The 25,680-nt window shown below is 45.3% G+C and carries 20 protein-coding genes; 4 read left to right on the top strand and 16 right to left on the bottom strand.

Translation table 11 applies throughout. The annotated features are described in order from the left end of the window. Window positions 1-121: 121 nt before the first annotated feature. The 7 genes from ABWW54_RS13075 to ABWW54_RS13045 form a co-directional block, all read right to left on the bottom strand. Entirely contained in the window at window positions 122-1,051 is a 930-nt protein-coding gene (locus ABWW54_RS13075; protein ID WP_353412775.1) for an ABC transporter substrate-binding protein, read from the bottom strand. A 15-nt stretch (window positions 1,052-1,066) separates the two neighbouring features. After that, window positions 1,067-1,630 carry a GbsR/MarR family transcriptional regulator gene (locus ABWW54_RS13070; protein ID WP_353412774.1) on the bottom strand — a complete coding sequence of 188 codons (564 nt, stop codon included), beginning with the start codon at window positions 1,628-1,630 and terminating at the stop codon, window positions 1,067-1,069. 166 nt (window positions 1,631-1,796) lie between these two features. Further along, the gene (locus tag ABWW54_RS13065; protein WP_353412772.1) at window positions 1,797-2,699 is read right to left on the bottom strand and encodes a hypothetical protein; all 903 of its coding nucleotides are present in this window, start codon (window positions 2,697-2,699) and stop codon (window positions 1,797-1,799) included. Window positions 2,700-2,867: 168 nt separating this feature from the next. Next, window positions 2,868-3,893: a ketoacyl-ACP synthase III gene (locus tag ABWW54_RS13060; protein WP_353412771.1), complete on the bottom strand. Its 1,026-nt coding sequence runs from the start codon at window positions 3,891-3,893 to the stop codon at window positions 2,868-2,870. Between the two features lie 962 nt (window positions 3,894-4,855). Next, window positions 4,856-5,326, bottom strand: a complete 471-nt coding sequence (gene purE, locus ABWW54_RS13055) for a 5-(carboxyamino)imidazole ribonucleotide mutase (RefSeq protein WP_353412769.1) — start codon at window positions 5,324-5,326, stop codon at window positions 4,856-4,858. A 15-nt stretch (window positions 5,327-5,341) separates the two neighbouring features. After that, complete coding sequence (locus ABWW54_RS13050) at window positions 5,342-6,460, bottom strand: 5-(carboxyamino)imidazole ribonucleotide synthase (RefSeq protein ID WP_353412768.1); 1,119 nt, start codon at window positions 6,458-6,460, stop codon at window positions 5,342-5,344. A 177-nt stretch (window positions 6,461-6,637) separates the two neighbouring features. Next, window positions 6,638-7,495 (bottom strand): CPBP family intramembrane glutamic endopeptidase, encoded by an 858-nt coding sequence (locus ABWW54_RS13045; protein WP_353412767.1) that lies wholly within the window; start codon window positions 7,493-7,495, stop codon window positions 6,638-6,640. A 231-nt stretch (window positions 7,496-7,726) separates the two neighbouring features. Between ABWW54_RS13045 and ABWW54_RS13040 the strand changes: the two genes are divergently transcribed. The 4 genes from ABWW54_RS13040 to ABWW54_RS13025 all read left to right on the top strand — a co-directional run bounded on the left by ABWW54_RS13040 (window position 7,727) and on the right by ABWW54_RS13025 (window position 12,101). Then, the gene (locus ABWW54_RS13040) at window positions 7,727-8,785 is read left to right on the top strand and encodes a ketoacyl-ACP synthase III (RefSeq protein WP_353412765.1); all 1,059 of its coding nucleotides are present in this window, start codon (window positions 7,727-7,729) and stop codon (window positions 8,783-8,785) included. Window positions 8,786-8,807: 22 nt separating this feature from the next. Beyond that, the gene (locus ABWW54_RS13035; RefSeq protein WP_353412763.1) at window positions 8,808-9,773 is read left to right on the top strand and encodes a hypothetical protein; all 966 of its coding nucleotides are present in this window, start codon (window positions 8,808-8,810) and stop codon (window positions 9,771-9,773) included. A gap of 253 nt (window positions 9,774-10,026) precedes the next feature. After that, complete coding sequence (locus ABWW54_RS13030) at window positions 10,027-11,061, top strand: LacI family DNA-binding transcriptional regulator (protein ID WP_353412762.1); 1,035 nt, start codon at window positions 10,027-10,029, stop codon at window positions 11,059-11,061. Between the two features lie 32 nt (window positions 11,062-11,093). Next, window positions 11,094-12,101 (top strand): cupin-like domain-containing protein, encoded by a 1,008-nt coding sequence (locus ABWW54_RS13025; protein ID WP_353412761.1) that lies wholly within the window; start codon window positions 11,094-11,096, stop codon window positions 12,099-12,101. 38 nt (window positions 12,102-12,139) lie between these two features. Here ABWW54_RS13025 and ABWW54_RS13020 read toward each other — a convergent pair whose 3' ends face one another. The 9 genes from ABWW54_RS13020 to ABWW54_RS12980 form a co-directional block, all read right to left on the bottom strand. Next, window positions 12,140-13,672, bottom strand: a complete 1,533-nt coding sequence (locus ABWW54_RS13020) for a tryptophan halogenase family protein (protein WP_353412759.1) — start codon at window positions 13,670-13,672, stop codon at window positions 12,140-12,142. Window positions 13,673-13,977: 305 nt separating this feature from the next. Beyond that, the gene (locus ABWW54_RS13015; RefSeq protein ID WP_353412758.1) at window positions 13,978-14,694 is read right to left on the bottom strand and encodes a SapC family protein; all 717 of its coding nucleotides are present in this window, start codon (window positions 14,692-14,694) and stop codon (window positions 13,978-13,980) included. 14 nt (window positions 14,695-14,708) lie between these two features. Then, a complete protein-coding gene (locus ABWW54_RS13010; RefSeq protein ID WP_353412757.1) occupies window positions 14,709-16,268 on the bottom strand; it encodes a tryptophan halogenase family protein in 1,560 nt (519 codons plus the stop codon). A gap of 160 nt (window positions 16,269-16,428) precedes the next feature. Further along, window positions 16,429-19,278 (bottom strand): TonB-dependent receptor, encoded by a 2,850-nt coding sequence (locus ABWW54_RS13005; RefSeq protein ID WP_353412755.1) that lies wholly within the window; start codon window positions 19,276-19,278, stop codon window positions 16,429-16,431. Between the two features lie 322 nt (window positions 19,279-19,600). Continuing rightward, complete coding sequence (locus ABWW54_RS13000; protein WP_353412754.1) at window positions 19,601-21,019, bottom strand: GH1 family beta-glucosidase; 1,419 nt, start codon at window positions 21,017-21,019, stop codon at window positions 19,601-19,603. After that, window positions 21,016-22,854: a sodium:solute symporter family protein gene (locus ABWW54_RS12995; protein WP_353412753.1), complete on the bottom strand. Its 1,839-nt coding sequence runs from the start codon at window positions 22,852-22,854 to the stop codon at window positions 21,016-21,018. Before ABWW54_RS12995 ends, ABWW54_RS13000 begins: the two co-directional genes overlap by 4 nt. Before the next feature lie 447 nt (window positions 22,855-23,301). Continuing rightward, window positions 23,302-24,558, bottom strand: coding sequence for an RNA polymerase sigma factor (locus ABWW54_RS12990; RefSeq protein WP_353412752.1), 1,257 nt, complete (start codon window positions 24,556-24,558; stop codon window positions 23,302-23,304). Further along, entirely contained in the window at window positions 24,548-24,955 is a 408-nt protein-coding gene (locus ABWW54_RS12985; RefSeq protein WP_353412751.1) for a YciI family protein, read from the bottom strand. Before ABWW54_RS12985 ends, ABWW54_RS12990 begins: the two co-directional genes overlap by 11 nt. Before the next feature lie 95 nt (window positions 24,956-25,050). Then, window positions 25,051-25,473: a VOC family protein gene (locus ABWW54_RS12980; RefSeq protein ID WP_353412749.1), complete on the bottom strand. Its 423-nt coding sequence runs from the start codon at window positions 25,471-25,473 to the stop codon at window positions 25,051-25,053. Window positions 25,474-25,680 lie beyond the last annotated feature (207 nt).

The following is a 25,680-nucleotide window of genomic DNA, read 5'->3' as shown; positions in this document are numbered from 1 at the left end:
TTCTGAAAGTTTAGATTATTTGATAATAAATGCAAGCCTAGCTGCACTTAAATCATAGATATTTCTACGTCACTGGAGAATGTGACCAGCAATTTACCCAGCGGCCTGAAACAGTATAGAACTATGGCGTCGAGGAATTGTCTATTAATGACTGGGCATACTCCTGCGCCAACCATAGAAGAGAGTTGACGCCGCCAAAAGCCTGTTGATAATCAATGGATAAGACGCAATCGTGGCGTTTATCCAAGTCATCAATCATTTCAGTTGTGTTACCGACACCATACTTTTCAAACACAACGAGACACACATCTTCGTTGCTTAATGATGCCGCCTGCTCCAAAAGACCCTTTTTAGACAACTGAGCTACTCCAAAGTTATCCGTTTCTTCTGGCGACAACACATTTAAACCAATCATTAGTCCCGCGTGATAAGGCAAAGAATTTTTCCCGAACACGCCAAACCGGGTATTCCCTTGCCCTGAAGGCGCGATCAGAAGCACGTTTGTTACAACGTCTGCGGTTTGCTTATCAACCAGTGTTGCCTTAAGTTTTTCTAACGCTTGATTTCTAAACTCCAAGACCTCCTGTGCCAGACCGGTCTTCTGAAACAGTTTTGCCAATTCAAGAAACCGTTCTTCAGACTTTGCCGCATTGTTATAGCGCTTACCAAAATTTTTAAAGTAAATTACGGTCGCGATATTCGACAAAGGACGAATTAGTGAGCGCTGAGAATAGCCAATAAAGATAACCTCAGGCTTTAAATCACGAATAGTCGAGAGGTTAGGATTTAATCTTGATCCAACATTCACTGTACCCTCTGGTAAGCTGTATCGAGTACTCAGCGTTTCAAACTCCGTTAACCCAGCTATTCCAACTGGGCTTTCACCGAGCTCCAACAATTGCTCGGCTAATGCCCAATTTAAGACCACAAAACGTTTTGGTGGAGAGTCAAATGTGTACTTACCGTGCGAGTCCGTGATATCTATCTGCGCACAAAGATTGGCACCTAAGATACTAACAACAGAGAACAGCGTAATGATCAGGTACTTCATGGTGATGAGAGCTCTTTACTCCTCCTCCGAATCTTTAGCTTTGCCCAGCAAGCGGTCTTTAAAATTGAAGACCGACGCCACGCCCGACCCCAGCTTCATCATTTTGGCCAAATCCTTAGAGCTCAACCCCGCCACCTCATCAACCGCCTTGGACACACCATCAATTAACTCATAAATCTCAGTCATCCGTTTTTGAGCATGCTTACCTTCCTCAGAAACGGGTTCTCGCATGATTTCCTGTCTGAGCATGGTCAGTGTCGGAGCAACCTCTCGTTTATGACGCTCCTCTAGAACAATGCGAGCAACCTCAAAAATATCCTCTGGAGCGCGATAATATTCTTTTCTGTCCCCTGGGTAATGCGTCACCTTCAACAGCCTCCAAGAGTGCAGCTCTTTCAGCCCCATACTCACATTAGACCTTGATATGCTCAGCATCTCAGCCATTTCATCCGCATTCAGCGGTCGATTGTAGACCATCAACAAAGCGTACATTTGACCGACGGTTCTATTAAAACCCCAACGACTGCCCATTTCGCCAAAGTGCGATACAAACGCTTCTATTTTTGTACTGAGTTTCATAATTAGGACTTCTGGTATGAGAGCGGTATACAGGGTTAAGTTTCGCGCAGTCTACCGCATGAAAAATGTAATAGCTATTCCCGGCTATCCACAGATCCTTATATCCTTAGAGCAAATACCCAATGCAGTAAAACGTACTTAGGTTAAAACAGGGGCAAAAAATCGGCTATTTCTTAATCTTCAGTCGATTAAACAGCGAATAAAGTGAAGACCTAGGCATCCCCATTAACTCTGCCGTCGAAGAGGCATTACGTCCTGTTTTGTCATATTTATGGGTCACTAACAGCTTCTCGATTTCACTGATTGCCTCCCGATAACTTTGCTGATCACGAGCGTATTTCGAGTAAATGTCCATGATCTCATTTGATGTTCTACGCTCATGAGAAAATGGAATGAATCGACGAATATCCGTTAATTTGTGCTGGTTTTCACTCGCCAAAATGATGACCAAAAACAGAGTCGTTGCGAACGGGAATATGGCAGCGCCGTTAACTTGAAAACCAAGATTCATTATCAGTATCACTAAAATGACGGACAAAAAGTGCGGCACTAATGCCATCCCCATAAACGCGCATCGAATCTGAGTATTGTGATTTTGAGCTCGAACGTAACCACGATACAAGACAAATGGTAGCAGGCCCATAAACGCGAGTGACAGCAACTGGAATACACCATAGTACTCGCCTCGGACTGCGGTAAATACGTACCCCAATGAACGGCTACCCGCCACAATTGAATCGCTAAAAATGATAAACAAGGAAACGAAAGAGACAAGGGAAACAAGCAGTCGCTTGATGGGTGCACCGATGAAATCGACAATCGATGAGATATACAGCGCAATCGAAAGCAGCGACACCAGAGAAATCACATAATAAGACCGAAGCACGTACTCGGCCTTATCGCCATGAAAATACTCCCAAAACACCAAAACCTCGCACAGATTATGGCACGCGAAAACCAGAACCATGAATCCAAAGTACGGACTGGACATGAACGTTGTTCGTGAAACAAACATCACGCCTAACTTGATAATTAAAGCCACCAATGCTGGAACAACAAATATACTCATCGAGACATGATCCTGGTATGTATTTGCTCAAAATGGTTTAAAGGTGCCTCTGCTGAGCGTTAAATAGAGACTACCATCTAATTACAACGTTAATAAAAACCTAAATAAGGCGCTCGCGTACATACAAACTCAAAACGCCAATTCAGCTAAGAATAACGACTGGACTAACTAATAGGTGTAGCCAAACTGGCCGACCACCAGACCGGAACCGGCAAAACACCCGCCAATACGATCTCCCTTCACTACTTCTTCTTCATCAGCTAGTTTTTTAAAATTAACTGGAAACGTAGCTGATGTAATATTGCCTAACTTATCCAAAGTCTTAATCATTTTGTTGGGCGAAACACCATTCATATTGGCCAGCCTATCAAACGGCTTTTGACCAATTTGATGGGTCAGTACCCAGTCAAATTCATTCCACCCCAACTGCTCAAGAGTGTCGTCAATCAGCCCATAATGACATTTAATGAAGGCGCTGGTGATCTGAGCCATGTTCATATGCCCAGAAATTGAACCATCTTTGTCCGTTTTGTACATACATTTATTGGCAAGGTAGCTGAAAGAGTTAGTGTTAAACAACTCAAATCCAGATTTTTCACCATTTTTAACAGGTCCAATAATAACGGCCCCTCCGGCATCGCCAACTGACAAAGCACCAATAATGCTACGTGCTGTCTTAATGTCGACACCTCTTTTTAACATATCTACGGCCGCCCGTAAAACTCTGGTTGGCACTTCACCAGTAACCACTAAGGCATAACGCGCTACGCCAGATCGTATATAGCTATCAGCAACTTGCATTGCGTCGATGAAGCCAAAACAGGCGTTCGCTATATCAAAAGCATACCGCGCAGATAGCCCCAGAGCATCTTGAATAATGTGCGCGGTTGCCGGTTCAGGTTGGTCACGCTCGATACCACAAAATATAATTAAATCAATATCTTGCAATGATAAATCCTCACATGATTCCAGAGCTTTTTGCGCGGCAGGAATCGCCAAGTCAGAAGGTTTAGAAGTGCTTGGCGCCATTCGCCTTTCTGTGATGCCCATTTTTTCGCTCATCCAACATTTGTCTATATCGTATTGAGATTCTGAACGTATTTCCTCGAACAGATGATCGGATTTAACGATTTGCTTTGGAAGGTAAATACCCGTTGAATGGATTTTATTTTTACTTCGAATACGCTGATGCATGAGTGACTCCAAAAGGTGATGTCTTAAATAAGACGGTTAAAAAAACTCATAGTAGCAATCAGCGTCAGTGATTATTTAAAATAGACATTTGCACATCTTCAGCTCTTAGGATAAATATAAGAGCAGTTAAAGGGTCAAACCACACTGGGTCAATAGGGTTGCTAGTAGGGTTAGTAGGGGTCCTCGGGTTGTTGTTAGTAAGGCTTTATCTACTGATTAAGTACGATGAGTCTTGTTGTAAGAAAAGGCCTCTAAGTCGCTAAGACTTAGAGGCCCTCCGAAGGCAAGTCCCCCCCAAAGTTTTTTGCCTTCATCCGTCACCGGGTGCACTTTAGGGTGCGCTCGGTGACACCAAGTTTGCCTCCCCGGGGTCAAAAGGGATGGGCTCACTTGGCGAGCGTGCACGCATTAGCAGTGCGCGCAGTAGAAAGATACCATATCGACGTCTTTTGACTAGGGTTGGTATCTTTTTTTTTGCTCTCTGAAAGCACTTAAGCACCTCGCCTACGATGAAAGGTCAATGACCACGAATGCGGGCTGCCCAGCAAATAGACTGACTTAGATTTACGAAACCTCACAACACTCGCCTTACTGGCAACCGCAGGTAACAATCGAACTGGACCGCACACCCCACAAACTAAAGACTAAAGGAGTGCAATCAGTCAGGTCGTTAAAAGCTGTCTCCCTATCGCCACAATCCCGTGACGACAAGAAACCTGCATTAGGAATGGACTTTAAGAATGGACATGCACCGTCGCTTTCTGGTCTACGCCATTTTTAAAAAGTACGACGGCTTCAGTAAGTAATCTTACGTAGGCTCATTATGGTTAGCCGCAATACCGATACTCGAGTGCCCGCCGTATGACTACTTCAAATAAGATTAGCCACTATTTAATTCCTTCTTATAAAGACCTTAGTGGCTCTATCAATCACAACCCTAGTCGAGTTGTATCGGCACAAAGCTAATCCAATGTTTTTGCCCGAGAAGCGTCCGCGATGTCGTTCGCGTACTTATCCAGCTTTTTTCGCAATGAGTCAGACGACACAGCCAAGATACGAACTGCCAACAAAGCTGCGTTCGTTGAATTATTAATCGCCACCGTAGCAACGGGAATGCCTCGCGGCATCTGTACAATAGAAAGAAGTGAATCCATTCCATCCAAGCTGCTGCCCCTTACCGGCACACCAATAACAGGTAATGTGGTGCAGGAAGCGACCATTCCAGGTAAATGAGCGGCACCACCAGCACCAGCAATAATGGCAGAATAACCTTGCTCAACGGCGCCCTTCGCATAATCAAACATATCACCTGGCGTTCTGTGTGCAGAAACTACCTTGGCATCAAAACTCACACCAAAATCGGTTAGCACTTCTGCTGCCGCCTTCATAACTCCCCAATCGGAGTCCGAACCCATAATAATTGCTATTTTCATCGTCGTTCTCGTAAGTTAGAAGTCGAGTGTTTCATTAAGTAGTCTAGCGCGTGCCCAAAGATCGTCACCCCAAAGATTTATGTGCCCCATCTTTCGTTTAGGTCTTGACGTTCCTTTTCCGTACAGCTTAACACTGAGTTCGGAGTCTTCGATAGCATCAGCAATAGCCTGCTCATCAAATTCTCCAGCTTTACTGGCCAATAAATTCAACATCAAGGCAGGCGTTTTCAATACCGTCGGTTTCGTGAGCCTCAGCCCCGCTACCGCTCTCATGTGGTTTTCAAACTGAGAACAATCAACGGAATCGAGCGTGATGTGGCCAGAATTATGAGGGCGAGGAGCTGATTCATTCAGAATTAGAGTTCCATCTGATTTTAAAAACAACTCAAATGCAAAGAGACCATTGCAATCGAGCTTTTCCATAATTCTACCAACCAGATCGAATCCGAGTTGCTCTACATCATTATCGACACCGCTTGGAAAAGTAACGTAACGGCAGGTGCCAAGATCTTGGTGGGTCTCGACCATCGGATAGAATTCAACTTGATCACCTGATTTGACTGCGATCACCGAAAGCTCTTTATCAAACGTCACTTTATGCTGAAATACGACATCGCCTTTAACTCGTAATTCAGACCAAACCTGTTTTGCCTCAGCGAGATTTTCGACAGCACACGTCCCAATGCCGTCATAACCTCCTTTAGAGAGCTTTAAAAAACCTGGCTCATCCAGTAGGTCTCGCTCACTGTCTACTTTAAAGAAATCAGCCACTGGTACCCCAGCATCGTGAAAAAACTGGCTCTCTGCCAATTTATTCTCAATTAGAGAATATCTATCTGGCTCCGGACGTACGGAAACCTCAGTTTCCTCTGCAACTTTCATAAGAAGGTCACTGTCTATGAATTCATTCTCGATAGTAACAACGTCAACATTAGGAAAAAAACGAATCAAGTCGTTGTAGTCATTAATATCACCCACCACAGACACGTTGGCAATCGAATGCGCAGGAGTGTCAGAATTGGGCCCAAGAACGTGCACAGCGCCGCCTAACGCTTGATAAGCCTCAGTCATCATCCAAGATAGCTGACCATCGCCAAGAATCCCAATAACAGGAAGGTTAGGTGTTGAACTCATGTAATCACTCTTTTAAGTCGTTATTCATTATTGACACGGTCTAACCAACGTTACGCTGTAATATTTGACTAGCCACAAAACTGGGAACAACAAATAATAGATTTTTAGGAGGCGGTATTCTAAAGTAAAATTGCCATAGTACGAAGGACTCTTTTGGCGAAAAATACGCTGTTTCATCTAAGAAGTGGCGTAAGGATAGCTGAACACCATAAAATGGACCAAATTAAGGAGAAAGTGCGCCGCAATCGCTGCTTCTATGCGGCGTGTTCTGAGGTAAGCATACCCATACACACAACCCGCGCACGTTGCTAATACAACATACATTAAGCCGCCAGCACTGTGTGCCACCCCAAACAAAAGCGCCGCAATTAAAACCGCATAAACGCCTCCTCGACTACCGCCAAACCCGCGTTCGAGTTCGCGTTGAATCAGCCCACGAAACAAAACCTCTTCAGCGATCACGGTGAAGACTAAATTCTTTAATGCCCAGGGCCACACAGTAGACGACCACGTTAGGTCAATTTGCGCATAGCCGATCAATAGGCCGATTGAATAAACCAAAAACAAACCGATGATGATGATTGGAACCGAGAGGCTGACCGTAGTGAAAAGCGTCTCTCGGTCATGAATCAAGGTTTGATGAAACACGACCCCAAGAACCAGCACACCGTAAATCGATTTATCGTAGTTGAACCATATGGAGAAAGGCGCAGACGTGTCACTTAATTGGTAGCCAACCAAAAATTGATGATTATTAAAGCCCGGAATAATATGAAGCCCTAACGCCACGCCAATGATCAGCAAAAACAATAGACCAATGTATCGATGCCGAGAGCGGAATTTTAGCGACTCACAGGCTGCCCAAATCAACACAATCGGTATTAATGCAATCGGCTCTATTGCCCCAAACACTAAGCAGGAAAAAACGGTGAGTAGACATGACACTCTCCAAACTCTGTCATCTTTAATCCAGAGTAAACACGCCGTGATCACGACCATCCAGGTAGTAATTTCCAACCCCCAAATAAACATCATGTTCATAACCTCAGCGTAATTCTAGTTAAATAGCCTCCTTGGTGGGGCTAAATAACCATCTCTTTTAAATAGCAGTGACTATGGCAACCACCTTAGCAACACAATCAATATCTCGGCAAAAAACAGCCGATATTTAACAATATGTTAGCAATATTTCAATACTAGGTAGTCGAGAATCACGGACAAATGTAATGATAATTCTCCCTTAAAACCATTTAAGCGAAAACTATCATGAATGAAATCAACTACAAACTTTTACAACAAGTTCACCAACTAAAACCGTTCATCCGTACCAAAGTTATTGGCGTCGGAGCCTATTTACCCAGCCAACGAGTGTCGTCGAAAGACATAATGATTGAAATAGGCACTGAAGCAAAATACGGGCTGCCGCACGATTGGATGTCCGATCAAATGGGCATCCATGAAAGAAGAATGGTGGCCATGGATCAAACTCCGTCTGATTTGGCAATCAAGGCATCACAAGACGCTCTTGCTCATTGCCCTGATGTTAAAGCGAGTGACATCGACGCCGTCATATTTTGCGGCATCGAACGTGATTTACCAGAGCCTGCAACTGCCCATATCATCCAACATGCGCTAGGGCTGCAAGCCAATCACGTGTTCGACGTGGCAAACGCCTGCTTCGGCTTTTTCGACGGACTAAAATTAGCATCGAGTCTGATCGAATCCGGGGCCGTAAAATATGCCTTAATCGTCACAGGTGAAGTGACAACGAAAATGTCCAGACAGGTAGCCGATCAACTAAAACGAGGAGTGTCTGCAGATGAAGCAAAACACCTGTGGGGTATGCTGTCCGTCGGCGATGCCGGCGGAGCTATGGTGGTTGGACAATCAGACAACGGGCATTCTGGGTTTATGAAATTTCATCAAGCCAGCGAAAGCAAGCACTCGAACCTATGTCACTATAGATGGAAACCCAATGGCGACGTTGACGCACATATGAATATGGCTCAAATCGTAGCTCGAGGCCTTAAACTCAACAAAAAGATCTTCAAGGAAACGCTCGATGAACTAGGCTGGAGTAAGGTCGATTGGGTGATTGCGCATCAAACAGGAAAGACCGCGTTTGAGCATGCAAGAAGTCTGCATGGCGTAACTCGGCAAAATATTGTTAAAACTTTCCCAAAGTTAGGCAATATCACCACAGCAACGCTTCCCGTGAGCTTTCAAAAGCTTATGGCTTCTGGTAGCCTAAAAACGGGGGACAGGATTGGAGGCCTTTTTGCAGGTTCAGGCCTCGTCGCTGGCCAGTTTGGATACGTAGTGTAAACTGAGGAGTGGTTTAAATTCGATGAGTATATATTTTGCGCCAGCACTTTTAAGCTTGCTATTTAAACTCTTCGTCCTAGCGTATGTGCTAAGAGGCGGCAGAGTATCAACGGTGTTTTTGTCTTTAATTGTGGTGTTTGCTCTCCACAATCTTATAGAGATACTCGGGTATTTCTATTTTGAGAGCACCGACATAGGGAGTACGTTTTTACGGCTTTATTACGTCGCCACATCGTACGTGATCCTCTATATGTTTTTACATGGCCTCTCGGTCAGTAAGCTCGAAAGCAAAACCTCAACGTCTATTCTTATAGCCCTAGCGACTACGCTCGCCGGCGTGGTTCTATTTTCAGATTTGGTCATCGCAGGCCAATACTCGATTGGCTACTCGGTCAGTGCGGTTAAAGGCAGTCTGTACTGGGTATTCGCTTCGTACATACTGCTACTATTGATTAGTAATGTTTGCGTTACTTTCTATGGCTATCGAAATGCCAAATCTCAAATTGACTCCGTGAGGTGTTTTCACAGCTTACTGGCGCTGGCACCGGTAATGCTGGTGTTCTTTCTAGCCATTATTTTTAAGATCACCGATGTGGGCATCAATGCGACTGGCTTGGTTCCTCTTGCGACCGCTATGTTCTTAGGCATTGTCTTGAACACCGAATCAAAACACAAGCTTTCGGATTTGCGCCGCGTTATGCCACTTTCGTTGGAGCGAGTCACGACCAATAACTTAATGGACCTTTTGGATAGCTACATTCAAAACAGCAATCAGGATAATGTGTATAAGAACCTTCATGAAGGTATCGAAAAAGAAATAATTTTGTACAGCCTCAAAAAGTGCGACAACAATATCAGTGCGACAGCAAAAATGATGGGACTGAAAAACCGTAGCACCTTGTACTCAATGATGAACCGCCTTGAGATAGATTTAAACGAGCTAAAACAAAGCGAGTCCGAGCAAGGTGAATTGAGTAGAGTGAGTTAGTTTATCGGGGTGAATCTCGGCCACAAAAGCTTTACACGCCTCTTTGTTGGCATTTAGCCTGGTTTGTTAAGGATCATCGTTTTGCTCGATGGTCTGCCCTAAACTAGCCTATTGTTACAGTAATGCTGCTCTATCGACGCTGTGTAGCGTTGAGCACAACTGTTTTTGCCTTTATTGGTACTATTTTTGCTCAATTCAGTGGATAATAAGCGGTAAACGTTTACAACCAATTGGACACAATAGTTAGCCGCAAATGTCAGACATCGGTATAAAAGATCTCGCAAAACACCTTGGGATTTCAACAGCATCAGTATCGCGCGCGTTAAATCGTCCAGGAAGAGTTTCTGAAGCCATGCGTGAACGTGTTCAAACTGCCGCTGATAAATTAGGCTACCGAACCAATATGCTCGGCAGTAGCTTAAGAACATCTCGCACAAGAAACATTGTGGCGATCATTCCTGATTTAAGCGACACATTCAACTCGGGCGTAATCCGATCCATGGAAGCCACAGCCGCTAAGGCAGGTTACTCAATACTCTTTGGTGACTCTCAGGGAATTCGTGATCGTGAAATGCAATACGGAAATCTAGTTCAACATAAGCAAGCCGATGGCGTGATATTCTTCAGTGCACGACCTCCTTTTGAAGACAGTCTACTTGAATCCGACAGCTTCAGGCCGCCGCCGATGGTTAACTCCTGTGAAGTGGTGTCATCTGATGGTTTTTTAATTCAAGATCATCGTATTCCGTACGTCACTATTGATAATATTCTCGCTGCTGAAGAAGTGGTTACTCATTTGATTGAGCTGGGACATAAGCGCATCGCCATTATCACAGGCGGAAGCACCAGCCCAAGTTCACAACAGCGTCTAAAAGGCTATCAAAAGGCGCACAAGAAAGCCGAACTCGCACTGGACAAGGAGTTAATCTTCGAAGGTCAATACACTCTGGATGCGGGAGAATCACTGACGCGCGAGATCTTACAACTCAAAGATCGCCCTACCGCGATCTTTTGTATGTGTGACGAAAGTGCACTGGGGTGCTTACATACCCTAAGGCAGCAGGGGTTTAATGTGCCAGATGACATTGCGGTGGCCGGGTTTGATGATATAAGGTTCGCCAACTATACCGACCCCCCGTTGACCACGGTGGCTCAGCCAGTGACTGAGCTCGGCAAGCGATGCATAGAAATACTGATAAAGTTGATTGAGAAAAAACCAGTAGAGGAAACTCAAGTCATACTTCCTCACAAATTAATTGTCCGAGGAAGCACCAAGAAACCAGTGTAGTTCTGCGTTCACCACCATCCCGCTAAAATACCATGCAAGCCATCAACGAATATAGCGGCCTTTCGCCAAGCCAAGAAGAGTTTAAACACGAAATCTTGGCAACGAAGCACCCACTCGTGTTTAGAAATCTTGTCGCGCAATGGCCTCTCGTGAAATTGGCCAAACAGAGTAACGAACAAGCGATACAAGCGATTGCTAACCAGGCCACTGATTTCCCGTGCTATACGGTCGTAGCGCCACCTGACGCCAGAGGTCGCTTATTCTATTCGGATGATTTAACCGGGCTAAATTTCAAGTCCGTTAGTGCAGATCTGCCTTCCACACTGCAACATCTATTGGGCATGGCTGAACTCACTGACCCTCATGCGGTATCAGTCCAAGCGGCTTCCGTCAAAGATTGCCTCCCGGGTTTTCAGCAGTCACATCCGCTAACGTTAGTTGATTCCTCTGTTGAGCCTACTCTCTGGATCAGCAACCGTTCTCGCGTTGCCGCGCACTTCGACCTAAATGATAATATTGCCTGCGTCACAACGGGCAGACGCCGGTTTACTCTTTTCCCACCAGAACAAGCACCCAATCTTTACCCTGGCCCCACACTTAACTCTCCCGGAGGAGTGCCGACCAGCATGGTGGATCTGCGCTCCCCAGACCTTGTTCAATTTCCTCGCTTTGAGATAGCGTTAGAGAACGCAATGTTTGCTGAACTAGCCCCAGGCGACGCTATTTTCATCCCGTCTCCTTGGTGGCATTCGGTCGAGTCTTTGGATTCATTAAACGTGCTAGTAAACTACTGGTGGAACACGTTTCTGGAAGAACCAGGGCCCAGCGCCAATAACAGCATGATGCTAAGCATGATGACGATTGCAAAAATGGATGAGCCACAGCGGCTAGCATGGAAAGCGCTCTTCGACTACTTCGTATTCAAAACATCGGGGGACCCATCTGAACACTTACCTGCAGAGATTAATGACCTCGCCACTGAGCTGACTAACGAACAAAAATCTGAGTGCTTCGCCTTCTTACGCGACAAAATCATATAGCAACCACAACCAAGACAACGACTTCCAACACGTCAAACCTACCCGTTAGCCAACTTTTCCATCTCCATCGACTGCTGACTCTGGCAATAGTGACGAATAAATTCGGAGTGTGAGGGAAGCTGCGTAACCAATCCCTGAACATTCTGATCAATGGTCTGCATGAAAGATGTTAGCTCAGTTTTACTCATCATATTAACAATCGGGTGAAAATCTCTGGGGACAAGTCCCTGCCCGATCATCACTTGCACCCAGGAATTTTCACCAAACAGCTCGGTTGGAACTTTAAACACTCTGCCTGTCTCTCGAAATAGGTCAATTCTGTGCTGCAATGAATCTGGAATTCTCATCGTTGAGCAATGACGCCAGAACGCAGAGTCTTGTCGATTAGTCACGTGATAGTGAAGCACAATGAAGTCTCTAATGTTATCTATTTCCGACGCCATTTGATGATTAAATTCATTGATATCTGCCTCGACGATCCCATTGTGCGGAAACATCTGCATCAGTCGAGTGATGCTGCGTTGAATTAAATGAATGCTGGTTGACTCTAACGGTTCAATAAACCCACTGGATAATCCAATCGCAATGCAGTTTTTATTCCAGTGCTTACGCCGAGTACCGGTCGTAAATTTTATCACTCTAGGATCATTGAGCGTTTCACCCTCAATATTGTCGAGCAGCGTACCTATTGCCTCGTCGTCGCTCATGTAACGGCCGCAAAAAACCAGCCCATTTCCAACTCGCGTTTGCAGCGGAATTCGCCACTGCCAGCCAGACTCACGAGCAATCGACCTGGTATACGGAATGGGTTCTTCCAGCGCCTCGGTTTGAACGGCTATGGCTGAGTCGCAAGGCAACCAATGCGACCAATCGTCGTACCCGGTATGCAACGCCTGTTCAATCAGGAGCCCTCTAAAGCCTGAACAATCAATAAATAAGTCTCCTACAACCTCTTTACCGCTCTCTAAGGAGACACTGTGAATAAACCCTGACCGTTGATCTAAGTTAACGTTAACAACCTTTCCTTCAACGCGTGTCGCCCCATTTGACTCAGCAAATTCACGCAAAAAAGCAGCGTAGAGTCCGGCGTCTATGTGATACGCGTAGTTCAATCCATGTTTAGGGGTAATTGCAAACTTGTTTTGCTGAGCAGCCACCAATTCCGAACAGTATTGCCCATACTCCTTAGCTCCACTATCTTGCATCGCCTTTACCCAAAAATGCTGAAACCCCGCCGCCCAACAATCTTTTCCTGTCGACCCAAATGAATGAATATAATCCTCGCCAACATCTCTCCAAGACTCAAAAGAGATCCCCAACTTAAATGTGCCATTAACGGCCTTAACAAACTCCTGTTCATTGATTCCGATAAGTTGATGCAAGCTCATTAAGGTCGGAATGGTGGCTTCGCCGACACCAATCGTTGGTATGGCATCTGACTCTATCAGCGTAACGTCCACCGACTTGCCAAGAGTTTTCGATATTGTCGCGGCTGACATCCAGCCAGCCGTGCCTCCACCAACAACCACTATTTTCTTAACGGGCCCTGCCAAATCACATTGTGTATTCATATAACTATCATCTAAATTTGAGTCGTATTGACCAGGCTCCACCGAGATTGATCTCAGTTTACTTTGCGCTTTGAATCACACGCGACAATACCAACCGATTAATGTCAAACCGTCACTCTAGAGACTTGAATCTCAAAGTGCCTATGCCTCTCAATTAGGACTTCCACCTAAGCCTCTCACCTAAGAGGCCTCCCATGTAAGCCTAGCTCGAAAACCAGCAGACTCTTACAGGACCGCTAAGCGGATCTACATCGAACGGCCGCCATCACATGGTGGTTCACAGCAACGTTAACGCAAATTGAGCCCTAAACGCCCGTTTTCTTTTGAATTAGCGCCCGCACATTTGCGTGTGAAGCTAACACCATGAATAACGGCATCAGAAACCCCTTTGCCGAAAAATCAGCTAAAACATCGCCAGACAGAGCCTGAACGGACTCTTCTTTCACGGTGTAAAAGCCCAGCATTTGATTGGTACTGCCATCTTCCATTGTTAACTCAAGGACAAACTGCTCCAACAAACTATGCTCTGATAAAGCCTGAACAAATTCATCACTGTGTTCGTGGCCTTGATGAACATGTTCTAACACACTCATTTTTTCGTTCAAGAACTCAGTCGCAGAACCGTCCGCGTTAAACAAAGACTCACCATCTACAGTACTGATTCGGGGGCTCGACGGGTCCATCGTAACCACCATGGAACGGCCGTCTTCGGCAGACTCATCGTGCTTTAAACCAATGAAAAAGGGTTGTTTTTGAATCATCAGTGGAATGTACGATGCGTCCCAACCTCGATCGCTCAAAAACAAATTTTCCCCTGGCTCTAATCCAAAAAGCGCGATTGGGTAAAATGCTCCCGTTTCCGTATTCTTTTGGAAGAAAATCGGATATTGAGATTGAATATCTCTAAACTCAATCGGAAACACCATGGTGAAATTTGTCTTCTCTTCCAGCTCTGGCGAATGGTGACTTAAAATTTTCACATCGAGATGATCATGATGATTTAGTAAAACGTGTTCTGACATAACAGTCTCCTCTTTTATATTTTTTGAAGGCCGTGCATACCGACCTTTTCTATGAATTGTCTATTAGTTGGAAGTGTCTTTATCCAATGTTCCACTCTCTTTCTATTGTCATGCAAATGCCCTATCGCCTTCTGCCGCTCACTCGATGCTGACCTAAAATGATGCCGAGTATGACTGGGTTGCCCCCCCATTCCATAGAGCACAAATTGGAAGCTGGCAGAAGAAAACAACTCATCAATTCTGGGCGCGTCTTGGTGCCAAGGAGACCGATACTTCCATACATTTAGATAGTCGGTAAGTGAATCGGGGATAGAATCTGGGTTTCTGCTTTCTCGCCAATATGGCTCATCCCTCTCACTCAACACGTAATGAAGTTTCAAAAAATCAACAATCTGTAGCCAGTGATAATCCATTTTCTGATTAAAACGATTAGCAGCGCTTTCCAGCGACTTGCTTCCCATCGGTAGCAAATCAACAATTGCCTTGGCGGAGGTTTCAATTAAAACCAGAGCGGACGCTTCCAATGGTTCCACGAACCCAGCAGAAAGCCCGATTGCTACGCAGTTTTTATACCAAAACTTCTCAAGGTACTTCGGGCTAAATGATAACCTGCGAGGTTCGATGCTCTTAGCTAAAGCATCTCCGCAGTTCTTCGACACATAACGATTAAGTACGTCGTAAGCCTGTTCATCCGTGGAATGCTCAGAAGCATAGACATAACCAATACCACGCCGAGAACTCAGCCCAATATCCCAGACCCAACCAGACTCCTGGGCAGTAGAGTGAGTAGCGGAAGCAATTTCCTGCCCCTCCCTATATGGCACTTGCACGGCTAAGGCGCTGTCGTTATTCAATACACCAACCAAGGACTTGTAAGGAACCTGGTAGTGTTCATGAATTAATTTAGCGGAAAAGCCAGTGCAATCAATAAAGAGATCGCCCGCCAACTGACCTCCTTTTTCAATCAGCAATGACTTAATACTGCCATCAGCGTCTTCATTCACTGACAGCACATGATCTTGAACGTAATCGACGCCGAGCTTTGAAGTACAATGCTGGCGCAGAAATTGAGCAAACTTACCAGCGTCTAAGTGGTAACCATAATTTAAGTTAAAGGCGTACTCAGGCGTCGTTATGCTCTTAGCTGACAATCCCCTTTCACATACTAAAGCTTGTGCGCAAACCGCATTTTCAAAAGTTTGATCAGGCATCAATTCGGCGACCCAATCAGCAAGATTTGTTTGATGATACCCTTCGGGCAAACTGAATGGATGATAGTAGTGATCAGCAGAGCGTGTATGCCAACCTTCAAAACGAGTTCCCTGCTTTAACGACACATCGCACGCTCGAATGAATTCGGTCTCTGAAATTCCCATGTCCTTCAACGTGGTTCTCATGGATGGCCACGTTCCTTCACCAACACCAACCGTTGGCACGTCTGGAGATTCGATTAAGGTGATTTGAATGCCCAGTTCTGCGTCGGGATCGGAGCCAGCCAATAGATACTTACTCGCCAAAATGCCAGCCGTCAACCACCCAGCCGATCCTCCACCTACTATGACAATATGCTTCACAAAGCGTCTCTATAATTTATCGATCGGAACCGGGTTATTTATTGACCCTAAGTCTATCAAAAATAGGCCCCAACTTAAAAATAAGCTGGAGCCTTAAGCTTGCGCGCCGAATGAGGCATATCGCCACACTCGGAACACAACTTTCTAGAGGAGGAGAGGTCTAGAAAGCGTAGCGAGCACCGACACTATATCGAGCACCCGACTGCGTAGCGCTTAGGATTTGAGAAGTGGTTCTTCCGTACTGTGACGTAGTTTCTTCAGTAACGTTAATCCCTTCGAAAAATACCGTTAGGTTATCGCTAAAGTTATAGCTCGCACGTAAATCCCACTGCCCATAGGCTTCAACAAACGTTGGACCTAAGTTCCCTACGTTAGGCTGCGTTGTTCCTGACAGGAAGTCATCACGCCAGTTGTAAGCAACCCTAAGTTGAACTTTTTCGTTCTCATAAAAACCAATCAAGTTTGCAGAGTCACTCAAACCAGTGATCGCAAATTGTGCTTCAAGACTCGAGGTATCATAAGCAATATCGCCGTCAACGAAGGTCGCATTTGCCATAATACCGAAGCCTGATTCACCGAAGGTCTTCTGAATCGCCAACTCCCATCCATCAACAGAGGCTTCCTCTTGGTTGATTGGTGTTTCCACATCGAATACCGCCGCAACGCCTGTCGCTGGGTGGATAAGATTAGGGAACAATACTTGATCTTGCAAAATACCGGTGCCAATAAAGTTCGATACATCCTTACGGAAATACCCAATCGCAGCATAATCGGTTTCGTTTAAGTAGTACTCAAACGACAGATCGATATTCTCCGACTCGAATGGCAATAGTCCTGGATTACCTGCATTACCCGTTCCTTCACCATTCACTCGAGTTAGACGACCAATAGTCAATCCACCTTGAATGTCTTGAAAGTCAGGTCGAGTAATCGTTTCACTGTAAGAGAATCGACCAACCAGGTTGTCCGTAATAGACAACTTCAAATCAAGATTAGGAAGGAAAGCATCGTAGTCACCATCAAGGCGCGTGAAATCACTGATTGGATTTCCTGACGCGTCGGTAGCCGGAATAACCGGAAACTCATTGAAACCTTCTTGCACAATGCTGCTGTAGACTGGAACCAATGCAGCTGAATCGACATCCGTCTCTTCGTATCTTACGCCGGCATTAACCTGTAACGGCATGTCGCCAATCGACAAATCACTGGAATAAGAAACATAGAATGACGTCGTTTCCTCAGTCGTTCGACGATCAGTATCAAAGACGCTCGTTGGGCACAATCCGTGGCCACAATCTCCCTCAGTCGAGTTAGTTGCGCCGAGATCTACAGTTCGTTGAATCAAAGCATCGATATCGTACTCGAAAAAGACAAATTGACGTCTAGGATCGTCAGACCCAAACTGATCAAATCGACCTTCTCCTGTTGCTTGCGTTAACAAATCGGCGATCTGACCAACTTGCGTTGTACCACCCCAATCGTTTCGTTGAACAATTGAAGATGCAGAACGGTTATTAACTTCGGTCAACTGAACACCGAAATTGATTCGGCTGGAGTCATTAAAATCAAAACCACCGCGTAATGAAGCTTGTTCGATCTCCATTCGATCCAATCTGTTCTCAAACGTACTGCCCGTCACGATGAAATCATCAGGAGTTGGAGCATCGCGCAAACCGAGATTTAGAATTGGCACACCGCCATCAATAATCAACGTAGTACGATCACGCGTGAACGCTGACGCTGCCAATTGAGAGGCATCCCCTAAGGGGCTTGCTGGACGACGTTCAGCCGATGAATCATGATAATCTAGCTCAAGACTCAAACGATCGGTAACTTGCCATTCAACATTGAAACCAAGTGACTCGTTTTCAGTCAAGCGAGCATCTCGCCCGGCCTTCAATGTATAGTCTTGGCCTTCTAATCGCTCGGTATAAACAACAGGGGTTGCCACAGACGCGCCGTCAAACTCAGTTGATTGATTGCCAAAGTTAAACCAAGCTGAGTAGTCAGAAAACGTACGATTGACTTCATTTTCAGAATACGTGTAATCAACGGTGGTACGCACACTATCAGTAGCCTGCCATTGCAACGTTAACTGACCATTGATTCTGTCTCGGGTAAATTCTCTGAATTGATAACCCGCTTGTTGAGGGACAGCGTAAATATCATCAGCGCCAGGTCGATTGACTTGATTCGGATCATTGGTAGGAATGGTTCCCCAATCGCCTTCTAAATCACCTGGGAATGCGCGCCAGCCGTTAACGTACGCATTGTTTTCGCCACTATCGCGCTCTTGAACACTGGCGCTAATCGCGATACCAAAGGTGTCATCATTAAAGGTATTACTGTAAATACCAGAAAGCTCTGGAGTAAAGTCACTTCCAGCCGCTGTCGAGGTATCATGCAACGCCTTAAAGGCAACCACTGACTTTAGTCCTGGCGACTCAAGTGGCTTTGTGGTCTTAATGTTGATGCTAGAACCAATACCACCACTAGACACATCTGCACGACCTGTCTTATAAATTTGAACTCCGGCAACACTTTCAGATGCCAAGTCAGCAAAGTCAAATGAACGACCTGTATAGGTCGGCATTTGTCGACCATTCAACGTAACGAGATTAAACTGCGGACCAAAACCACGTACCGTAACGGCACTACCTTCACCACGACTTCGATCGATTGAAACGCCGGTAATTCGTTGTAGTGACTCTGCTAAGTTTGTGTCAGGGAAAACGCCCATATCTTCAGCCGAGATCGCATCTACGATTCCGTCAGAATTTCGCTTTATGTCTTGAGAACGCTGCAAGCTGCTTCGGATACCCGTGACAACCACTTCCTCAAGAAATTCGCCACTCTGTTCTTGAGCTAGCAATGGAGCCGTAGGCAGTACAGCCCCACCGACCATTAACCCAACGAGCGCAGCAATTGGTTTTGCTTTTATTTTGTCCAAATGGTTAGCCGCACTTTCGCCAGTCAGGCTCAGCGATGCTTTGGATTTCCTCTCTTTCATAACTTAATCTCCTATGATGGTGTATCTAGTGTTTCAATTATTTATTTATATGTATCGAGATGGTAAACGTTTACCTAATTGTGAAAAAAAATAGCTGCCGTGCGTTATCTAAAACTCACTTATTTAATCACAACGAGCAGATCATATATCATTTATTCAGCTTGGTAAACGTTTTCCAACTCATTATTGCCGATAGAAGCGCTATTTAATCGTCAAAACCAATATTTTTAATTCACGATAAGCCAACGAATACCTAAGTACTCTAGCTAACACATAGCAACTTCCATCAATCAATTGGCAACTCAACCGCCCTCGCTTAGCATCAAGCCGCTGAGCCAACCACCTTCTTGGATGATTCCTGCGACAGTAGTCGAGCAAACCATTTCGCACTTTCCTTCGGGGTGCGCTCACCTGTTTCAAAATCAACGTAATGCAAGCCAAACCGTTTTGAATATCCCATCGCCCACTCAAAATTATCGAGCAAGGACCAGGCAAAATACCCTTGGAGATTCACCCCATTTTCTAAGGCATTGGCGCATTCATTAATGTACTGCGCATAAAACTCGGTTCGTTCTTCGTCAATAACTTGACCACTTTCCAACTCATCATCATAAGCGCAGCCATTTTCTGTGATGTAAAGAGGAGGATTATCATAACGTTTGGAAATCCACTCAAGCAACTTGCGACACCCCCAAGGTACGACCGCCCACTGCATGCTGGTTTTCGGCCAACTCTCGTCCACAGACAAGCTCACTCCCTGATCTTCGCTGAGCCCACCATTACCATAAACACTCTGCCCTGGGTCATCAGCATGCTGCTTGGCGGCATACATGGTCGTATAGTGATTCAAGCCAAAAAAGTCGGAAGAACCTTTCAGCAAAGCTTGTTCTTCTTCACTAAATTTAGGCAATCGTTTACCAACATTGGCGCGCATACATTGAGGATAATCACCCAAATATATTGGGTCAGCGAACCAGCCCAAAAAGAACTCCAGCGCCACTTCGGCGGCCTGCCTGTCTTCTTCGGAGTCTGTCAACGGTTCTCGCCAATCGCAGTTATTGGTAATGCCAATGATTCCATGCTGGCTTGGCTGGTAATCAACTCTGTAACGCTCTACCGCGTGCGCATGTGCCAGTAAAAGATTGTGCGCAGCCACATAAGGCTCTACATTTGAACAATGACCTGGAGCGAAAACGCCTTGACCATACCCAAGAACTGCGGCGACCCAAGGCTCATTCAGGGTAATCCAATTTTTGACTCGATCACCAAAACTGTCAAAACAAAGCGCCGCGTAGTCTGCAAATAAGGGCACAACCTCGTTACTAAGCCACCCACCGTACTTCACTTCAAGCGCATCAGGTAAATCCCAATGATAAATCGTTACCCAAGGCGTTATATCGTGCTTCAAACAACAATCTATCAATCGATTGTAAAAATCAATGCCAGCCTGATTGAGCGAGTCTAGCGTCCCATCGGGCAATACCCTAGACCAAGAAATTGAAAATCGATAGGCCTTAACGCCCATCGCCACCATCAACTGCACGTCTTCTTCAAAACGATGATAGTGGTCGCAAGCAATATCACCCGTGTCGCCGTTCAACACATTGCCTTCGGTTCGACAGAATGTATCCCATATAGAAGGGCCGCGACCATCTACTGAAGCCGCCCCCTCAATCTGATATGCCGATGTGGCTGTACCCCATAGAAATTCGGGGGGAAAACGATTAGCAAGTGACGTCATTCTTCACCCTTCTTAGGCAAACGATCAAACCAAGTAAGTTTAAGTACCACACTAGTAACCGCAGCAATAGAAGCCGTTATTGCAATTGCCGTTGGCTGTTGAAGTACAATGTATATCGGCAAAATGACTAATGATGTTTGCCAAACAACCCCAACAACAACGTTAAACATGTCCCGCTTGAAATTGGCGTTCGCGACAAAGCTTGGATCGTCCGCCAAGACCTTGTTCTTTATTGGCCCCCAAAAACCCCATGGCTTAACTTGTCGATAAAACTGTTTAAGCACTTCTTCGTCCACTGGTTTCGTTAATAACGTGCCAGCGACGCAGCCGATCAACGATATCGCCAACATTAACGGGAACGTATACAAATCGAATACTCCGTCAAAAATATAACGAAACGTCAGAGCTGGAATTAGACCACCAACCATACCCCAGAAAAATCCTGCCCCGTTAAATCTCCACCAATACCATTTCAGGACATTGGCAGCGACGTAGCTTCCATACAAACCCGACACAATCCATTGCACCACATTGTTTACATCTCCAGCAAAGAAACCCATGACAATACTCACGCTTACCATGACGATTCCTGCCACCCAGTTCATTCTAGAGATAGAACGAGCCGAGGCATCGGGGTTAACGTGCTTAAGATAAACATCGTTTACCAAATAAGCCTGAGTGGCATTAAGCGTTCCTGCGAAGGTGGAGACAAATGCCGCTAACAATCCAGCCAAGAGTAAGCCCAGAACGCCATTAGGCACAAACTCATTGATAGCCGATGGAAGGATTTGCTCAAAATCAATTTTGCCCGCGACGATCAAATCCAACTTATCGAAATTCAATACGGCCAGAACACCAAATCCTGCGATCATGAAATACCGCAACGGCATCAAGATCAAACTGACTGATCCGCTCATTAATGCAGCTTCTCTTGGCGACCTAGCGGATAGGATTTTTTGCATGTCATAGGTCGGTGCCGGGCCAGCCATACTAACCAATAACCCCTTAAACACCATCATCATGAAAAACACTTGAAAAATGCCGAAGTTATCGCTCGCTATTCGTTCGTTCACTTGAGGCATCACATTAGACCAATCAATCGCCACGCCCGACCCGAAAAAGGGGGTGAGCCAGCCATCAGGGACCAATAATCCAGGGCTTACATCAAGAGCATTCATGGCGATAACACCAACAATAATTGACGAAGCCGCCATCAGAATAAACTGAATCACATCAGCCCAGACGATGCTCATCATTCCACCCAATAGCGAATAGAAGATGGCAAAGCAACTTAATATGACTCCGTAAAAATGAGGAACGTATTCTGGTGGCAGATCAAAGAACACGTAAGGGCTTATTACTTCCCAAGGAAGGAATATTTCCACAAATTTTCCAACGCCGATAAAGCCGTACGCCAAATACCCCAATCCTAAGAGAATAGCGAAAATAACGATGACAGAGTGCGACAAATCCGCTCCTCTCTCATTGCCAAAGCGCGTATTAATCCATTCTGCGCCGGTGCTGACGTTCGATCGACGAAGCCACATTGACAAAAACACCATCAGAAAAATTTGGTTGAAAACTGGCCACAACCACGGCACCCAAGCGCTCTTTAGTCCGTAAACAAACAGCAATGTAACAAGCCACATGGTTCCAGATATATCAAACATACCGGACGCGTTCGAAAGCCCTAACATATACCAAGGCAGCGAATTACCACCCAGCATATAGTCCTTTTTGGACCGTTCAGCACGTTTCTTTAAAATTAAGCCAATAAAAATTGTGCTCAACAGATATGACAATATGATTGAAATATCGAGCATTGAAAGTGTCATTATTTACTCCACCTATACCGTGATTGACCTGCACGACCTTCTAACTGAATGGTCGTTACAGCTACCCAAGACTTCGCTTCGGACACACATTGCCAGAATACGTTATCGACAGATACTGGTGAACACCTACTTCCACGCAGCACCTTACGATGTCTTTGTTTTAAACTTTTAACTCACAAGAAGCATTAGCATCTGCCCAACACTTAGGAAATCGTTTACCAAAGACACCAATGCTAATAACGTCAAGGGCAAACAATTACTGTAAAAGCTCTTAAGATGAAATACTACATGATATGGCAAACGTTTACCATATTTATCTTGGCCAAGCTAAATTCTAATTACTTCCTTATAAAACATAAAGATACATACAATTACTTTTAGATAGCGATATTTTTTCGTGAGAAACTGTTATTCAAATAGTTTGGTGGTCTGATTTTCTCACACAATTTATCTACTTACAGCGGGCGTGACATAAACACGCTGCATTTTACGTTTAAGGTGAGCTTGTTCTACCGAGTTCCTGCACATTGCAATGGAATGCTCGTAGTACGATATAGATGAAGCTTTGTTTCCCAGTCTGTATTCAATATCAGCCAAAGCCACATGGAATGGCAAATAGTTGTCTAGATCGTTCTTAAGCGCTAGTATCCCTTGCTTAGCCAGCGCCAGCCCTCCCGAAAATGCGACCGCGGTCAACATATTCAGCCGAATAACAGGACTAGGATCAAACAGCAACAGCTGCCGATACAAGCCGATAATCTGGGCCCAATCCGTTTCCGCCCATGTCTGAGCCTCTGAATGAACCGCGCTGATAGCAGCTTGTAGTTGGTATTTCCCTAGCTGATCTTCGGCTAAGGCCTCGAGCAACAGTTTTCTTCCTTTTACAATCAACTGATGATCCCATTGAGTTCGATCTTGGTCCTCGAGCGCAATGAAACCCATCGCATCATCACACCGAGCTGCTCGGCGACTTTGATGCAAGGTGATCAACGCTAACAACCCTTTTGATTCGCCACTCGGCAACAATCGACAAACAATGCTGGCTAGCCGAATCGCTTCATTTGCAAGATCATCACGTGTTAAGGATTGCCCTTCATAACATGAATAAGACTCGTTATAGATAAGGTAAATGACTGAAAGCACGGCCTCTAAACGAGCCCCCAACTCCTCCTTTTTCGGTACAAGATATCGAATGGCATTGACTCGCAATTTGTGTTTCGCTCTGACTAATCGTTGCCCCATTGTCGTGTCTGAAACAAGAAACGCGCGCGCTATTTCACGGACGGTCAACCCACATAATGTTTTTAATGTAAGCGCCACCTGCGCATTTCTACTAAGCGCTGGATGGCAACAGGTAAATATAAGAGACAGGCGTTCATCAGGAATATCTAACTCTTCTTCGTCAGACACAGATACTTGCATTTCCATTTCAAAAAGCGTGTCACCAGCGCTCTTCCTTTCTTTTCTAGACTTAGCCCTAAGAACGTCAATTAAACGTCGCTTTGAAGCCACATATAACCAAGCAGCGGGATCATTGGGCAGCCCGTTGTCCATCCACGCCTTACCAGCTTGCAGGCAGGCATCGTGAAGTGCGTCTTCGGCCAATTGCAGGTCTGAACAACTCGCTACAAGGGCCGCTATAATGCGGCCGGAGTTAGCCCGATACGTTAAAGCTAACTCCCGCTGAGTAAACTCAGCTTTCAAATTCCATCACGGGTCGAATTTCGATAGAACCGTACCGAGCAGAAGGAATTTTACTCGCCCAACGAATGGCTTCATCAAGGGATTCACACTCAAATAGATAGTAGCCGCCAAGCTGCTCCTTAGTTTCAGCATACGGACCATCCGTAAGTTCAACACGCCCGTTACGACTCCGCACGCTGGTGGCCGTTGAAACCGGCTGCAAGGCATTACCAGAAAACGTCACTCCGGCAGCTTCCATCTCAGCCTCCAAGGCCGCATATTGTCCGATAAGGGTATCGAAATCCACGTCATCTTGATCTTCAGTACTGTAAATCATTGCTAAAAATTGCATAAACACTCCTCTGTAATAAATATTAATGAATACGCCGTAGTCCACATCAGATTTTCGGCTATTCATTATCATGTCGTTTAAGACTCCTCGTTTTCGACACAATCAAAAATTAATTTGGCGTTTGATGAATATTTTCAATCAACTCGTCAATCCTGATCGTTTTACGTTCCAGAAAACGGGTGACCTTTAGCATGTTCGATAAGGTCCCACTTATTGCCATACAAGTCTTCAAATACCGCAACAAGACCATAATCGTACTGCGTTGGCTGTCGAATAAACTTAACACCTCGAGCCAGATAATTTTCGTAATCTCGATGAAAGTCGTCCGTATTAAGAAACATGAAGACCCTACCGCCCGCTTGATTTCCCACGAACTCGCTTTGTTCTTCATTGGACGCCTTAGCAAGCAAAATAGCACACCCTGAACCCAAATCACTTCGCGGGCGCACCAATACCCAGCGTTTATCTTGCTCAGGAATGTAGGTATCTTCCAGCAATTCGAAACCTAAGATCGTGGTGTAAAAATTAATGGCTTGGTCGTAGTCATCGACGACCAAGGCAATGTGTACTAGAGATTGCTTCATGGGGATTTTCTCGTTTGTTATCTCAAAACATCGGACAAATAATAACATTGAGTGTAAGCAAATTGAGCTGCAGCCGTGACTTCAAAAAGTAACCGCAATAAGTCACATCTCGAAGTCACTTATTGAGATAACGTTGGCCGGCGGGCTGAGGGGCATTTTGAATTAGTAACTAATTGTTCTTCACTAATGGTAAAGTATTTGCCTCAC

The sequence above is a fragment of the Arenicella sp. 4NH20-0111 genome, assembly GCF_040366405.1.
In the GTDB taxonomy this organism is placed as follows: domain Bacteria; phylum Pseudomonadota; class Gammaproteobacteria; order Arenicellales; family Arenicellaceae; genus Arenicella.
Note: the sequence above shows the minus strand (reverse complement) of the source record. Positions and strands in the feature narration are given on the sequence as shown.

Excerpts from the sequence above, each read along its gene's own strand:
- ABWW54_RS13020 (WP_353412759.1), bottom strand. The coding sequence starts at position 13,672 with ATGAATACACAATGTGATTTGGCAGGGCCCGTTAAGAAAATAGTGGTT.
- ABWW54_RS13040 (WP_353412765.1), top strand. The coding sequence starts at position 7,727 with ATGAATGAAATCAACTACAAACTTTTACAACAAGTTCACCAACTAAAA.
- purE (WP_353412769.1), bottom strand. The coding sequence starts at position 5,326 with ATGAAAATAGCAATTATTATGGGTTCGGACTCCGATTGGGGAGTTATG.
- ABWW54_RS13025 (WP_353412761.1), top strand. The coding sequence starts at position 11,094 with ATGCAAGCCATCAACGAATATAGCGGCCTTTCGCCAAGCCAAGAAGAG.
- ABWW54_RS13015 (WP_353412758.1), bottom strand. The coding sequence starts at position 14,694 with ATGTCAGAACACGTTTTACTAAATCATCATGATCATCTCGATGTGAAA.
- ABWW54_RS13050 (WP_353412768.1), bottom strand. The coding sequence starts at position 6,460 with ATGAGTTCAACACCTAACCTTCCTGTTATTGGGATTCTTGGCGATGGT.
- ABWW54_RS13035 (WP_353412763.1), top strand. The coding sequence starts at position 8,808 with ATGAGTATATATTTTGCGCCAGCACTTTTAAGCTTGCTATTTAAACTC.
- ABWW54_RS12995 (WP_353412753.1), bottom strand. The coding sequence starts at position 22,854 with ATGACACTTTCAATGCTCGATATTTCAATCATATTGTCATATCTGTTG.
- ABWW54_RS13000 (WP_353412754.1), bottom strand. The coding sequence starts at position 21,019 with ATGACGTCACTTGCTAATCGTTTTCCCCCCGAATTTCTATGGGGTACA.
- ABWW54_RS12985 (WP_353412751.1), bottom strand. The coding sequence starts at position 24,955 with ATGAATAGCCGAAAATCTGATGTGGACTACGGCGTATTCATTAATATT.
- ABWW54_RS13060 (WP_353412771.1), bottom strand. The coding sequence starts at position 3,893 with ATGCATCAGCGTATTCGAAGTAAAAATAAAATCCATTCAACGGGTATT.
- ABWW54_RS13005 (WP_353412755.1), bottom strand. The coding sequence starts at position 19,278 with ATGAAAGAGAGGAAATCCAAAGCATCGCTGAGCCTGACTGGCGAAAGT.
- ABWW54_RS12980 (WP_353412749.1), bottom strand. The coding sequence starts at position 25,473 with ATGAAGCAATCTCTAGTACACATTGCCTTGGTCGTCGATGACTACGAC.
- ABWW54_RS13070 (WP_353412774.1), bottom strand. The coding sequence starts at position 1,630 with ATGAAACTCAGTACAAAAATAGAAGCGTTTGTATCGCACTTTGGCGAA.
- ABWW54_RS13065 (WP_353412772.1), bottom strand. The coding sequence starts at position 2,699 with ATGAGTATATTTGTTGTTCCAGCATTGGTGGCTTTAATTATCAAGTTA.
- ABWW54_RS13030 (WP_353412762.1), top strand. The coding sequence starts at position 10,027 with ATGTCAGACATCGGTATAAAAGATCTCGCAAAACACCTTGGGATTTCA.
- ABWW54_RS13075 (WP_353412775.1), bottom strand. The coding sequence starts at position 1,051 with ATGAAGTACCTGATCATTACGCTGTTCTCTGTTGTTAGTATCTTAGGT.
- ABWW54_RS13045 (WP_353412767.1), bottom strand. The coding sequence starts at position 7,495 with ATGATGTTTATTTGGGGGTTGGAAATTACTACCTGGATGGTCGTGATC.